The sequence below is a fragment of the Carboxylicivirga agarovorans genome, assembly GCF_050589845.1.
GTDB lineage: Bacteria > Bacteroidota > Bacteroidia > Bacteroidales > Marinilabiliaceae > Carboxylicivirga > Carboxylicivirga agarovorans.
Genome location: NZ_JBNGPA010000003.1, coordinates 151,808 through 167,271, shown reverse-complemented (window position 1 = coordinate 167,271; position 15,464 = coordinate 151,808). Strand labels below are relative to the sequence as shown.

The 15,464-nt window shown below is 40.5% G+C and carries 9 protein-coding genes; 6 read left to right on the top strand and 3 right to left on the bottom strand.

Annotated elements, in window-relative coordinates:
• Positions 1-56 precede the first annotated feature (56 nt).
• The 3 genes from ACRD69_RS04730 (at position 57) to ACRD69_RS04720 (ending at position 3,666) form a co-directional block, all read left to right on the top strand.
• A complete protein-coding gene (locus ACRD69_RS04730) occupies positions 57-2,477 on the top strand; it encodes a zinc-dependent metalloprotease (protein ID WP_430813916.1) in 2,421 nt (806 codons plus the stop codon).
• 162 nt (positions 2,478-2,639) lie between these two features.
• Positions 2,640-3,341, top strand: a complete 702-nt coding sequence (locus ACRD69_RS04725; protein WP_430813915.1) for a hypothetical protein — start codon at positions 2,640-2,642, stop codon at positions 3,339-3,341.
• A gap of 106 nt (positions 3,342-3,447) precedes the next feature.
• Entirely contained in the window at positions 3,448-3,666 is a 219-nt protein-coding gene (locus ACRD69_RS04720; RefSeq protein ID WP_430813914.1) for a hypothetical protein, read from the top strand.
• Between the two features lie 192 nt (positions 3,667-3,858).
• On the opposite strand, the gene ACRD69_RS04715 is transcribed toward ACRD69_RS04720, so the two are convergent.
• Together ACRD69_RS04715 and ACRD69_RS04710 are read right to left on the bottom strand one after the other, a co-directional pair.
• A complete protein-coding gene (locus ACRD69_RS04715; protein WP_430813913.1) occupies positions 3,859-6,978 on the bottom strand; it encodes an ATP-binding cassette domain-containing protein in 3,120 nt (1,039 codons plus the stop codon).
• Between the two features lie 107 nt (positions 6,979-7,085).
• Complete coding sequence (locus ACRD69_RS04710; protein WP_430813912.1) at positions 7,086-7,898, bottom strand: hypothetical protein; 813 nt, start codon at positions 7,896-7,898, stop codon at positions 7,086-7,088.
• Positions 7,899-8,373: 475 nt separating this feature from the next.
• On the opposite strand from ACRD69_RS04710, the gene ACRD69_RS04705 reads away from it, so the two are divergent.
• Positions 8,374-9,273, top strand: a complete 900-nt coding sequence (locus ACRD69_RS04705) for a DMT family transporter (protein WP_430813911.1) — start codon at positions 8,374-8,376, stop codon at positions 9,271-9,273.
• Here the strand turns inward: ACRD69_RS04705 and ACRD69_RS04700 are convergent.
• A complete protein-coding gene (locus ACRD69_RS04700) occupies positions 9,270-9,683 on the bottom strand; it encodes a DUF6146 family protein (RefSeq protein ID WP_430813910.1) in 414 nt (137 codons plus the stop codon). The genes ACRD69_RS04705 and ACRD69_RS04700 overlap by 4 nt on opposite strands.
• A 548-nt stretch (positions 9,684-10,231) precedes the next feature.
• Here ACRD69_RS04700 and ACRD69_RS04695 point away from each other — a divergent pair.
• Both ACRD69_RS04695 and ACRD69_RS04690 read left to right on the top strand, forming a co-directional pair.
• Positions 10,232-11,539: an acetyl-CoA hydrolase/transferase family protein gene (locus ACRD69_RS04695; protein WP_430813909.1), complete on the top strand. Its 1,308-nt coding sequence runs from the start codon at positions 10,232-10,234 to the stop codon at positions 11,537-11,539.
• Positions 11,540-12,207: 668 nt separating this feature from the next.
• Positions 12,208-15,441 (top strand): S41 family peptidase, encoded by a 3,234-nt coding sequence (locus tag ACRD69_RS04690; protein ID WP_430813908.1) that lies wholly within the window; start codon positions 12,208-12,210, stop codon positions 15,439-15,441.
• Positions 15,442-15,464: the final 23 nt, after the last annotated feature.

Genomic DNA, 15,464 nt, shown 5'->3' with positions numbered 1-15,464 from the left:
ATTCGTCCAATTCAACTAAAACATGTTGAAGCTTGCCATTTAAAATATTTTAATCTATGAAACGACTAAACATTAAGCACCTGCTTGTGATCCTGCTGATCAGTTCCTTATGGTCAGTGGCGGTTAATGCCGAAGAAAAAACCAACGGCAAAATCAAACCCTACGAAAAGATTATTACCAGTGAGTATACCACACAGACGGGTATGCTGACTGTGCATAAAAGTGAGGATAAACTGTATTTTGAGATACCGGAATCTTTCTTTATGCGTGAGTTTTTAATGGCGTCATACATAGCCAAAGTCAGCGACCCGGGCAAAGCCTATGCTGGTGAATTGCGCCATAACCCAATGGTATTTCAGCTTTCGCACGATGAGAATAATGTATATCTCCTTGTACCCAATGTGAAAGATCAGCTGGGAGAAAAAAGTGAGGACATCAAACATGCCTTTGATCGCAATTACCTGACGCCCGTTTTGGAAACATTCCCAATTAAGGCTATTGGAGAGAACAATGCCCTGGTGATTGATGTAACAGACTTTTTCGCAAAAGAATTACCTGTTATCACGCCCTTCGCCAGTAAGGGAAAACCGGGTTCCATTGATAAGGACGCTTCTTACCTTGCCAAAGTACAGGTGTTTGAAAATAACATAGAGCTGCAGTCCTATTTTAATTTCAGTACCAAGCGTACACCATACCGCGCGATGGTCAACCGCTCATTGGTACTATTACCTGAGGAACCAATGATGCCGCGCCTGTATAGCCGTCGCATCAACTATTTCTCGGGTAGTAAGCGCTTTTATGAAGATAACGGCACAACCTCACGCAGTGAAAAATACATACATCGTTACCGTTTAGAGCCTAAGGAAGAAGATGTGGAGGCCTACCTGGCAGGTGAGCTGGTGGAGCCTGAGAAGCCAATAATGGTATACATTGACAACGGTATGCCTAAGCGTTGGCAAAAGTATGTGAAACAAGGAATTGAGGACTGGCAGGTGGCATTTGAAGCCATTGGTTTTAAAAATGCGATCATGGCCCAGGTATTCCCCGATGACCCTGAGTTTAATCCCGACAACTTAAACAATACCTGTTTCCGCTATGTTCCCAATACAACCATCAATGCCATGGGTAAGCGCTGGGTTGATCCGCGCTCGGGTGAAATCATCAAAGGAGATATAATCTGGTATGGCGATGTGATTCAGAAGTTGCACGATTGGCGCCTTGTGCAGTGTGGTCAGGTGGAAGAGGAAGCGCGTAAAAAAGTGTATTCCGATGAGTTGATGGGGCGCCTTATTCGCTACGCTTCTGCTCATGAAATGGGTCACACGCTGGGTTTTCAGCACAACATGCGTGCCTCGTATGCCTACCCGGTTGATTCATTGCGCTCGGTTACTTTTACACAAAAATATGGTACCACACCATCTATCATGGATTATGCGCGCTACAATTATATAGCTCAGCCCGAAGATAAAGGGGTGGAATTAACACCTCCGCCACTAGGTGTATTTGATATTTTTGCCATTAAATATGGTTACCAGTGGTTGCCCAACGTAACGAAGCCGGCTGATGAGTATGAAACGCTTAATCAGTGGTTCCTTGATAAAGCTGATGATCCGATGTATCGCTTTACACCGCAGTTTGCCATGGGTATTTCAGGTGATCCGGCAGCACAGGCCGAAGCACTTGGTGATGATGGCGTAAAAGCCGGTACTTACGGGATGAAAAACCTGAAGTTTATAATGAATAACCTGACTGACTGGTGCACCGAACCCAATCAGGAGTACGAGTACCTGCGCCAGATATACAAGGAGGTAACCAAGCAATATGGCCGTTACCTTGAGCACAACATGTCATATATTGGCGGTGCTTATCAGTATTTTGGTGTTGAAGGTGAGGATATACCATTGTTTACACCTGTGTCAAAGGCCAAACAACAGGAGGCCATTGCATGGGTGGTCAAAGAATTGGCCAATAGCGAGTGGCTGATGAACAAAGATGTGGAAGATCGACTGGGCTCATTGCGCAACGACTACTACAAGCAAATAGTCGAAGCCTTTGATAAAATGATGAGTGGTTTCTTTTTCCAGCGCATTGAAACCAATCGTCCGGCTTATTCGTCAGAAGAATACCTGAACGACCTGAGTGAGCTGATCTGGAGCTTTAGCAACGATGGACGCTTAACTGATACAGAGAAGGTGTTACAACAGGCATATGTGCATAACCTGATCAGTATGAGTTATTCATCGAAGCACCATATGAAGAGACCGGCTGATTCTAAAAAGCTTTTTGCCGACAACATCAATGGTGAAGATGCCTTGACAACAGGTAATGCCTCCAAGATCAATTACGTGGATCACTTTATTCTGATGGCCTCTTTGACGGAGTTGGAGAAAGCTGAGAAGATCGTTAAAAAGAACATGAAAGGCGCGGATAAGTCGCACTATGCCTTGCTATATAAAGTTATTACAACGAATAAGTAGGTTGTTTGAAAAAATAGGGATCGCATATAATGTCCATCCTCTTAATACGGTGCGGTTCCTATTTTAAAACACCCTGATTCGTTCAATGGGCTGAGATAAGGCTATCGATCATCCGGAGTCTTGTGTCTTAAAATACTATTAGCCCTTAAAAAACTACCCCCAATGATTCAACATTCAAAACTAATCGTACTACTGCTAATTGCTCTGATATCGGGCAAGGTGGCCTCGCAGGAGGTTTATGCAAAGGAGGTTGTTAATGCGGAAAACCTGAGCAACACCGACTTCTTTAGCCTCAATTACCGCTACATTGATAAGGATTATAATGTTTGCATGGACTCAGTCACCTATCAGGAAGCACTGCTTAAGTACAACCTGCCCGGCTTACTAATGAAAAGCTATACCGACTCAGTTGCTGTGGCCATGATAATGGAATTTGATAACTGGGATATTGCCAACAAAGCCATATCCAAGATTGGGTATTCATGGACAAAAATGAGCTATTACCTATGGAAAACGCCTGAAGAAACCAGGCAACTGGCTGCAAGATCGGGTATCAATCACGCTTACCTGTTTCGTCAATATATTACACGGGCTGATGATAATGATGAGCAGCTGGCTAACATTATAGAAGATATTAAAACGGCCCTTGATGACAAAGGACTGACTGAGTACAATATGGCATCCAGAGCAGAATTCCTGAGTTATGCCTATAAGCACAATCCCGATAAAATCGCTTTCTATACCAATAAACGAGCTGAGAAAAAACGGCTGATGCAGCAGTACAAAGAACGGCATGGTGCTGTTGACCGAATGAAGGTTGGCGTAGGTTGCGATGAGGAGAATTGCTGCCAGAAAATCCAGTAAGACAATTAGTTCTCTGCTCTCTCAACAAAACTTAAAAGGCAAATGCCTGATAAGTTAATCATTATGTGACAACAATGTCTTTGATTAAACATTGGACATTAACAAAATGAAAACTCAATATGTAGGATTAATATTTAAATGCCCCTTGAACGATGAATGTGGTCATTGTGCATTTAAGAATTTAAGAGCCATGCCGGTTCATAAAGCATTACAAATATGGTTCGAAATGGCTCCTGAACAACAATATGAGATGTTGGAGAAGCATCATGATTGTGTTCGTAAGTCAGAAATTGGGTTAAGCATTGATAAATTATTAAGTGTTTAAATACAGGGAAACGACGCTTGAGGCACGCAGTTAGAAAGTATAAAAATACTTCATATACGTTTTAAGTTAATAATACGGGGCCTGTTCCTTTACGGAGCAGGCCTTTCTGTATTAAAAAAATCTTGCCAGGGGCCAAAATTACCTGTTCGTCATTCAAACGAACAGGCAGCAAGGCATACTGTTATGTCTTTCTTAAGGTCTTATTTTCTGTAATCGTCGGTTTAGTCGCCTTAATTTAAAGGTTTCAAAGTAGCGGATGACTTTCTTCAGAATATCAAAATAAAGGGTGACATAAAAGAAGGCGACACCCAGCCACACAACAAGCATATTGAACAGGGGCGTTGGTATTTTAAGATTCATTAAACGCTTTTCAGGTGCGTATAGATGGGTTCGCCCCCAGTATGATACCGGTTCCTGGAAGATAGGGTGCTTCTTTTGTATAATCCCTGTACCGGTTAAAAGCAGCTGTTTTAATTCTCTTTTATTAAGCACTACTTCTTCAAGCGCCTCATTCTGATATGTGTCTTTAAATTTTAAGAAAGCGTCTTTAGATCCGTACTCTGTTATCAGCTTCTCATGCAGGGCGTCCTTTAGCTTTTTCCCTTCATCATAAAGCTTTTTTTGCTCCAGTTTCTCATCCTGAAGATAATTATGAACGTTATTGTATTTTTCTAAATTATAAACCAACTGATCACTGGCCAGAAAGGACAGGTTTGGATAGTGCATCATTTTGTAGCCGACAATTTTGACGATCTCGGCTGTCAGTATTTGTGAAACATGATCAAGTTCCTCGGTATTGTTGTGAATTAAATGATACTTACAGGTTTCATTTAAATCTTCCAGCTTTGGTATTAATAAATTGCGGTTGTATGAGGCTGTGCTGATCTGTCTGTCAATTTCAAAGAACTGCTTTTCGTAAGCATTGTTTTTAAATTGATTGACCGCCAGTGCTTCATAAGACCATCGTGATGTCATTAAATCACCGATGCGCGGTACATATTGCTGTGACGAAATGGTATTATGAAGCTTATCAAAATTGACAATTACCCCGCTAAACAGCAGCTGTGGTACAAGTATCAATGGAATAAGAACATAAATGGCAACTACCGAATTAAGCCCGCTGCTGATGTTAAGACCTATCATATTGGCATAACAGGCGGTGCTGAATAGTATTAACCAATAGCTCAGGTTCAGGCCTTTGATCTCAAGAATGAAATTACCGATAAGTACAAAGCTGAGTGTTTGAATAGCTGAAATGGTAAACAGTACAACAATCTTACTGTTTAAATAGCTGAAGCGACTCAGGTTAAGGAATGATTCACGTTGCAGCAGACGCCGGTCTTTAAATATCTCTTCAGCACTAACGATCAGGCCAAGAAATAAAGCCACAACAACACACATAAACAAGTACGCAGGGATATTAACGTTTTTGGCAAATACATATACCGACTCATCCGTTCCATCGCCGCTGATGTATTTTGTAAAGAATCCAAGGATGAGTGCCAGTATTGGTGCCTGAAGCATGTTTATCATCAGGTACTGTTTGTCTTTCAATTTCGACAGGGTATCCCTCATCAGGTAGATAAGGAACTGTTGCACACGCCCCGGTATATTGTAAAGGTTAGCTGGTAGCTTCTCCTTTTTCTCATTATGCCTGGCTTCCTTCCACTCAAATTTATCCTCAAAATTCTCAACATAGTGGCTGTACCATTCTTCCGGTGATACTTTTCGCTGACGAATGAATTTACCATATGGATTTACCATACGGGCCTCAATAATTCGGAGAGGTTGTTCTGTTTGCACATTACCACAGGCATAACACTCTTTCTCTTCCGGATTAACATAGGACGCCTTTTGCTTGAAATAGGTGATGGCATCCATGGGATTGCCGTTGTATATGATACGGCCACCTTTATCGATCAACATTAATTTGTCAATCAGCTTGTATAAGTCACTGCTGGGCTGGTGTATGTTAATGAATACAAGTTTGCCTTTTAATGTCTGGCGTTTTAAGAGCAGCATTACTTTTTCCGAATCCATGGATGACAAACCTGATGTTGGCTCGTCAACAAAGAGGATCGACGGTTCCCGAATCAGCTCGAGGGCGATATTGAGTCGTTTACGCTGACCTCCACTCAGAATTTTATTTAAGGGAGAGCCTACCACCAAGTTACGTGCTTCAACCAGATCAAAATCATGTAGCGCCTTTTCAACAACAACAATGATCTCCTCCTTAGAGAAATGACTAAAGCATAATCGGGCGTTAAAGTACAGGTTCTCAAAGACCGTCAGCTCCTCTTTCAGCAGATCGTCCTGGGGAACATAACCAATAACACCATTCAAAGCATCAGATTCCATATGCAGGTCAAAACCGTTGATGCGAATAATACCGGTGTCATACTTTAAGTTGCCATTCAATACATTGAGTAAAGTCGATTTACCGGTTCCACTTCCTCCCATAACAGCAACCAGCTGTCCCGAACGGCCAGAAAAGCTGAAAGGATGAATGCCTGTTTGGTTGTTATTGAATTTATACGACACATCCAATGCACGATACAGGATGCGTGCACGTCCCTTACGGGCGATAAAGTTTTCGGCCACCCGACCATAATACACGGGTGCCATGCGTGATGTTTTAATAACAGCTCCCGGTCTGAATGCAACAGCCTTGTTTTGCTCCATTATGTGGCCGTTGAGGTAGAGGTTTCGACTACCCGAATAGCGGAAAAACAATAAATTGGTTTCCTGAATATGTATCACCCAAACAAAGATCTGCTGCTTGGGATTATAGATGTGCTTAATGTCTTCCTCGGGCTTCTCTTTATGACCACTGATCAGAAGCAGGCGCTCCTTATCTTCGACCTCCAGTGGATAGTCAAGTACAAAGGTTCTGAGGTTCTGGTAGTCGTTTTCGTCCAACTTCAGGTACTTGGCCAGGGCATCTGTAAATACACCTTCTTCTTCAGACACATGCCTGTCACGCATAATAAAATTAAGCATGTTGGCCACCAGCATGTATTTCTCCGATTGCTCTAATTCCTGATTAAGCTGATCACATATTTTCGTCAGCCTGTCCATGTTCGATGAGGCTTGTTTATCTCTAACCTCCTGATCCTGGCTATAGCTGTCTTTATGATATTCTGAAATATAATATTCGTATCGCTCCAAAGCCTGCTCTGCAAACTCTTTATTTAAGTTGCGGAGCAAAAAGTTCTTTACCTCAATGATACCGTCACCTGTCTTTTGTTCTTCACGCTGATCGGTTAATAGGGCAAAAATCTGCATTAGAGCATCCAGAAATAGTTCACTCATCGCTGTGTTTTTGGGTTGGTCAGAAAGATACTAATTTTTATGTGCACATAACAAAAAAGGGAAACCATTGTTGGCTTCCCTTTGTGTAATATCTTTTGTTGAGATGCTTATGAAACATACTTTTCACGCAGTACAGCTACGTTTTTCTCGATAGCATCCAATTGCTCAACAGTGATACTTCCTTCATCGGTGCTATTGTATATTTCCTGAAGAATCTTCAGGTCATCCATCATTGCTTTAATGTCTTCGTTGGCAGCATAAACTTCAAGCATGGTCATTAACTTGTTCAAAGGCTCTTTTTGCTTCATGATAATAGCTACCATCTCTTTATTGCTGAATGTTTCTTCAGAAATATGAGTGGCGATATATAACGCTTCAACCCAGCTACCAGAAATAACCAATAATGAAACAGAACCGCGGTCGTTTTTATTTAAGTACTCGTAAGTATTGTAAAATGAGTTGGTAATTACCTTTACTAATTCATCTTTATTGTCAAGGTTGTTTTCAATTACTTCCAATAAATTCTTATCAAGCGCAGGTGAAATATCCAGTTTGTCGATAAGACTTTTAGAGGCATTCATAAAATCCAGTGTCTCCTGCTGCTGGTTATAGGTACTGGCATAACTAAGGTCAGCACTGTAAATACCTAGGTTGATAGCCTGGGCATTTTCAGTTAAATACTTATCAGCATTGCTTGCAGGGTTTGATAATGAAAGAATATATGCAGCCTCAATACGGTTAAGCATTTCTGTTACTTCAAATGATGTAGGAAGCGGGTAAACGAATTCTCTCACTTCTTTTTCTACATTTTCTTTTTTGATTTCAGGAGCTTTGTCTTTTTTAGCCTTCTTACTGTTACATGCAGTTAACATCATTGTAGCAGCTATAACCAAAGATGCTATTCGGATAGTGATTTTCATATGTTCTAATTTTGGTTTTTTATTATCGCATTTACTAGCCTTAAAAATCAAGACAGACAATTAGCCAGACTCAAATAAATGACAAATTTCTGCTCACTTTGTTTCTCCCGGACTAATTAAATTGAAACAAATATAATTGATTTTGAAAACAATTAATTGTGCACCTTCTATAAAGTTTGGCTTAAGCGCTAATTTCTTTGCGAGTTTGACAGCATATGGTGGCTTGTAAACTGTTTTTAGTCATAATGGGTATGTCGGAATACTACTAAAACACATTGGTTCAAGATCCGATACTATCAAGTAATTGGCCAATGTTATTTTTAGCTTAAAAAAGAGAAGTACATTTGAACTAAATATTTGGGGTAGTGTTAATGTATTTCTGAGAACTGCTTTGGACAGATGGCAGGTTAGTTAACATTATTAATCAGCAGTGTTTCATTCAAGCCACTGCATTAATTTTTTAAAGGATCTTTTGATGAAAGGGATTTTATTAGCTGCCACCACAGCTGTATTGTGGGGTATTTTGGCCATCGCGTTAAAAGTAGCGCTAAATTACTTTGATTCTTATACCATCGTTTGGTTTCGTTTTTTAGTGGCAACGTTGGTGCTTATCGCTTATTATGCGGTAAAAAAGCCGGCTTTGCTGCAAGTTTACCGGAAACCACCGAAAATGATGATAGCCGGTGCTGTGCTGCTGGCAGGTAATTATATAGGTTACATGCAAGGCATCAACTATGCAGGACCCGCAGCAACACAGATTATTATACAAACCGGGCCTGTGATGCTGGGTATAATTGGTTTTACCATTTTTAAGGAAACGATTAACTGGATAAGAGGCATTGGTTTTATGATAGCAACAATTGGCTTTTGTGTTTTTTATTTTAACCAGATCAATGAACTGGTAGCGCAAAAAGAGGCTATTACCCAAGGCGTCGTATGGACCTTAGGGGCTGCAGCCAGTTGGGCCGGGTATGCTTTCTTTAATAAAAAGCTGGTGCAAAAATACCATCCGCAGCAAATCAATCTGATCATATTTGGTTTGCCTGTACTCTTGTTTCTTCCGACTGCTAACTTCGAACTGTTCATGCAAACTTATGAGTGGTGGGTTTGGGTGCTGATGATCGCCCTGGGTTTAAACACAGTTGTGGCCTATGGAACCCTTTCAGCTGCATTTAAATATACCGAGGCTAATAAAATCAGCATTGTCATTATTATGAATCCAGTAATCACTTTTGTTGTTCTGGAGCTGCTAATGTTATTGGATATTAACTGGTTTCCTATCAATAAGGTGTCGCCTTTAGCCTATGCAGGTGCAATACTGGTTATTGGCGGAACGATTCTGGCAATAGGTTTAACGCAAAAGAAAAAGGCTTAACGCCCTTTCCTGCGTATAAGGACAATGCCATATTCTTTGTCAATAAACTGAAAATACTGATAGAGTTTAAAGTTAAAGTCTATTCCGTAGTCAACAGAAAGTTCATATGGAATTTGAGTGACATAGAAATCACCATACCTTAAAGGATTGGAGTGACGGATATTCCATTCTACACAATAGCGATAGTTCCAGTTTTTGTAGTATTCGTTTGAGTAAAACTCCTTAGGGTAGGGCTGTGTTGCCAGAAAAGTATCAAAGCGTGGATCAAACACGATCAGATCGTATTCTGTTGAATCACCGTTTTCAACGCTGAGTTCCTGTGGTGGTGCATTGACATCGGCCACTTGCTTTTGAACAGTACAGGCTGTGACTGTCAATACGACTAGTGTTAAAAATATGAGCGTTTTCATGAGCCGAAGAATTTAATGAACAGATGTATGAAGTTACGCAAAATTTAAGCCAGGTTTATTAAAATGATAAACTAGTTCCTTTTTTTAGTAAAGCGAAAGTGTGGGCTTGAAGGTAATTTACTAAGATGAGCTTGAGCCGGGATAATAATTTAAAAGGCTAAATGATCCTGGTTGCCGGGCAGGCTTACCTTCTCTTTCAAATACAGCGTTTTGGGCAGTATAGCTTTTAATGAGCTCATGGTAAGCAGCAAATATTGAGTTGGACTGATTGATTTTCTTTATCAATCGGTTTAAATTCGTATGCGGTGTTTAATGTAATAGGTTAAAAATACTTAACTGTATGAATTCCTTTTTAATAAGGAGGTACATCATGTAAGCATTAATTATGTTTTTGCTTTCATTTCCAATAGTTAAAAAGTGTTTTATTTCAGATTTGTTTTAAATATCATGAATCTTCTTAATAATTATTAATAAACGCTTGCATCAATGCATATTTTTCTAAATTTGCAGCCTTTAAATAGAGAAAAATATCTATAAATAATAAAGTCATGAGTTATAAAGCGATATCGGCTGAAGAGGCAGTAAAAGTGATTAAGACGGGAGACCGCATTCACCTTAGTAGTGTGGCAGTAACTCCACACAAATTAATTAAGGCAATGGTTGAACGTGGCCGTAACAAAGAATTTTATGATGTAAAAATTCAGCACATTCACATTGAGGATAAAGTAGATTTTGCAGATCCTGAATTCGAAGGTGTTTTTGTTTCAGAGCAATTCTTTGTTGGTGGTAACCTGCGTAAGCAAACTCAAGCCGGTTATGCTGATTACATTCCTGTATTTTTGAGTGAGACTCAAAAGTTAATGCGTGAAGGCGTATTAAAAGTGAATGTTGCCATGATTATGTGTTCTACTCCTGATAAGCATGGATTTGTTTCATTGGGAACATCTGTTGATGCTACACGCGCAGCAGTAGAGTGTGCAGACATTGTAATTGCAGCTGTTAACCCTAATGTACCACGTGCATGGGGTGACGCCATCTTCCACATGAGTGAGATCGATTACTTTGTAGATGATGACAGTCCTTTGTATACTCACGATATGGGTGCATTAACCGATATGGATATTGCAATCGGTAAAAATGTCGCGGAATTGATCGAAGATGGTGCTTGTCTTCAGATGGGTATTGGTGGTATACCAAATGCTGTATTGGCGCAATTGGGTAACCACAAAGATTTAGGTGTACACACTGAGATGTTTGCTGATGGTATTCTTCCTTTGGTTGAAAAAGGAGTTGTAAACGGTAAGCGCAAGCAAATTGATCCGGGTAAGATGGTGGCATCTTTCCTAATGGGTTCTCAGGAACTATACGACTTCATTGATGACAACCCAATGGTTGCCATGATGGATGTACGTCACACAAACAGTGTGAATGTTATTCGTCAAAACGATAAAGTAACAGCCATTAACTCTGCTTTGGCAATCGATATAACTGGTCAGGTGTGTGCCGATTCTATTGGTACAACGCACTATTCTGGTGTAGGTGGACAGATCGATTTCATCCGCGGTGCCGGTTACTCAAAAGGTGGTTTACCAATCATCGCGATGCCATCAGTAACGGCTAAAGGTATTTCTAAAATTGCTCCTACCTTATTAGAAGGTTCTGGTGTTGTAACTACTCGTGCTAACATGCACTGGTTTGTAACTGAGCATGGTGCTGTAAACTTATATGGTAAGACGATGCAGGAGCGTGCTAAGCAAATTATCTCAGTAGCCCACCCTGACCACCAGGAAATGTTGGATAAGGCAGCTTTTGAGCGTTTTGGTTCACACTTTCACTATGTGAATCCAAATATTTAATTGATACTATAAAGCATTGAAGCTTTACAATATAATGATAGTCCTCAGAATTTCTCTGGGGACTATTTTTTTGTACCAGGCTGATAGAAATTCAAGCTAATCAAACATAAGCGTGATGTAATCAAATTGCATCATCGGATCAGACAAGCGTTTTTTTATATTGCGTCCTGCAACACCTCTGAATTATCTCTTACCTTTTTGCTTTTCTATCCTTGTGAACTGTTTACATGAATCATAGGGAATTGCTAATCGCACAGCACAGAGCATTCTTTTTGCTGCGGATGAATATGTGTACATTCACTCCCGGTTTTTATCGTGATATCTTAAATAATTCATTCAAATTTCAGACAATATTCATTCAGTTAGCATTGAACAAACATTGAACGAACATTGAACGAACATTGAACGAACATCGAACGAACTATGATTATTATTTACAACAATGCCTGTGGAGATTTATAGTTGAATTTGGTGATTGTTATTTTCTATAACTGCAATAGAGATCTATGCGAATGACTACGAGTTGTTATTCGTCAAAAAGGAAAGTGTATTAACCGATATGAACACCTATCATTGAATATCAATTATTCTCTGGTTATATTTGGTTGATTTTAACATGCAAACATTCGAAAGAACACACTGTATTAACCAATTTAATACCTATGATTATGAAATTACTAAAAATGGCTGTGGTAGTGATGCTATTGGCTTTTGTTATTGAGGCTTCTGCTCAACCACTCTGGATGCGCTATCCTTCCATTTCACCTGATGGGCAAAGTATTGTATTCTCTTATAAAGGCAACCTCTATAAGGTAGCTTCACAAGGAGGCAATGCATTACCTTTAACCATTCATAAGGCGCACGATTATCAAGCTGTCTGGTCGCCGGATGGCAAGTACATTGCGTTCGCCTCCAATCGCTTTGGTAACTTTGATATCTTTATTATGCCTGCTCATGGAGGTCAGGCTCGTCGCCTTACCTATCATTCTGCTAACGAAATGCCCTGCTCGTTTACTCCCGATGGTAAACAAGTATTATACTCATCACAGCAGTTAGATGATTACCAAAATAGTCAGTTTCCCTACGGTATGTTTTCAGAGTTGTACACAGTCGATGTCACCACATCTGCCATTGACCAGATGCTGACAACACCTGCTGAGTTGGCCATGCTGAGCAAAGATGGCTCAATTATGGTTTATCAGGATGTAAAGGGATACGAGGATAAGTGGCGTAAGCATCATCAATCATCGGTAACCAGGGATATATGGAGTCTTGAGACTGCAACAGGTAAACATACCCGGTTAAGTTCATTTAAAGGCGAAGACCGTCAGCCTGTTTTAGCTGCCAATGACCAGGAAGTCTATTTTTTGAGTGAAGAATATGGTTCATTTAATGTATGTAAAACAAATGTCGCAAACCCCGTTAAAACAGAACAACTTAGTCACTTCGAAAAACACCCGGTACGTTTCCTGAGTGCGTCAGATGATGATTTGTTATGTTATAGCTACAATGGTGAGATATACACGCAAAAACCAGGTGGCGAGCCGGCAAAAGTGGCCATTACTATCAGTTTTGATATTGAAGGAGAAGATACCCAATTTGTAAAAATGAGTAAGGAAGCAACGGAGATGGATGTATCACCTAATGGTAAGGAGATTGCCTTTGTTGCCAGGGGAGAGGTTTTTGTTACTTCGGTAGATTACAATACAACCAAGCGTATCACCAATACGCCTGGTCAGGAACGATCAGTCAGTTTCAGTCCCGATGGGCGTTCGTTGGTTTATGCCGCTGAGCGCAATGGTAGTTGGAATATTTACACATCATCGATAAAGAGGGAGGGTGAGCTGTATTTTAACAGTGCTACGCTGGTTGAAGAAAAGCCGGTGATAGAGGTGGAAGCCGAAACGTTTCAGCCACATTTTTCACCTGATGGCAAAGAAGTCGCTTTTCTTGAAAACAGAACCACTTTAAAAGTGATTAATCTGGATACAAGGGCGGTTCGTACAATTCTTGATGGTAACTACAATTATTCATACAGTGATGGAGATCAATGGTATCAGTGGTCGCCCGATGGCAAATGGTTTATAGTGGCTTATTCACCAAACCACTGGGTAATAAACGAAGTTGGTCTGGTTGCTGCCAATGGTTCAGGAGAGGTGAAGAACCTTACAAATAGTGGTTATGGAGATTCGCGTCCGCAATGGATGATGGAAGGTAATGCCGTTATTTGGTTTACAGACAAACATGGTATGCGCAACCATGGCAGTTGGGGTTCGCACGACGACGTTTATGCCATGTTTTTTAACCAGAAGAGCTATGATCAGTTTAAGCTAAGCAAAGAAGAGCTGGAATTAAAGGATGAATTAGAAAAGGCAGAAAAGAAAGAAGAAGAGTCGAAGGCGGAAAAGAAAAAGAAAAAGAAACCGACCAAAGAGGAAGATGAGAGTGTTGAAATGGAGCTGGACAAACTACAAGATCGAATGGCCCGCCTGACCATTCATTCATCGAGTCTGGCCAGCGCTCTGTTATCTCCTGATGCCGATAAGCTATACTATTTGTCGCGCTTTGAAAAGGGGCACGACCTGTGGATACATGATTTTAAAAAGAATGAAACCAGGAAAATAGCCAAATTAGGTGGTAGGGGTGGTTATTTGCAGGCCGATTCGACATTCGCCAATATTTTTGTGTTCTCAGGAGGTAAAATAACCAGGTTTGATACTAAAAGTGAGAAAACGAAAGTGGTGAGCTATACAGCTGAGATGTACCTGGATGCGAGTGCTGAACGGGAAGCTATTTTTGAGCATGCCTGGCGTCAGGTAAAACGTAAATGGTACCGACCTGATTTACACAATGTGGATTGGGACTTCTACAAAGAAGAATATCAGCGCTTTTTGCCACATGTCAATAATAATTATGATTTTCAGGAACTGTTAAGTGAAATGCTTGGCGAGATGAATGGTTCACATACCGGTGCCAGGTATCGCCCTAAAACTATTGATGCGGATAGAACGGCTTCATTAGGCTTATTTTTCGATTATAATTTCAAGGGCCAGGGGCTTAAAATTTCAGAGGTGGTTGATAAGAGTCCCGTATTAAAAGAAGGTACTCAAATTAAGAGCGGAGTTGTAATAGAAAAGGTCAATGGTTTTGTTTTAAATAACCTTTCAGACCTTTACAGGCAGTTAAATCATATGGAAGGCAAGTCAACATTGCTTTCATGTTACAGCCCGGTAAACGGCACGCGATGGAGCGAAACGGTAAAACCAATCAGCTTATCGAAACGCAACCATTTACTGTATGAACGCTGGATTAAGCAACGTAGGGAGATAACAGAACAATTATCCGGAGGTCGATTAGGTTATGTGCATGTCAGAGGGATGGACTCACCAAGTTTCCGTGAGTTTTATTCCGAGGTATTGGGTCGTAATCACGATAAAGAAGCATTAATAGTTGATACACGCTTTAATGGTGGTGGATGGTTGCACGATGATTTGGTAACATTCCTGGGTGGTAAAAAATATGCAGACTATTATCCGGGTGGTCGTTACTTTGGCTCGGAGCCAATAGCTAAGTGGAATAAACCATCATGTGTATTGATTAGTGAAGGTAACTATTCTGATGCTCATGCCTTCCCATTCGCCTATAATGCCTTGAAATTAGGTAAATTAATTGGCATGCCGGTTCCGGGTACGATGACCGCCGTATGGTGGGAAACCCAGCAAGACCGAACCCTGGTGTTCGGAATTCCACAAGTTGGCGTAAAAGATATGGACGGTAATTACCTTGAAAATACTCAGTTGGAGCCGGATGTAAAAGTGCAGAACAGCTTTGAATTACTCAAAGATGGTCGCGACGAGCAGCTGGAAAAAGCCATTGAAGAGATGCTGAATGATTTGAACTAAGGTAAGGTTAACGCTTACAATAT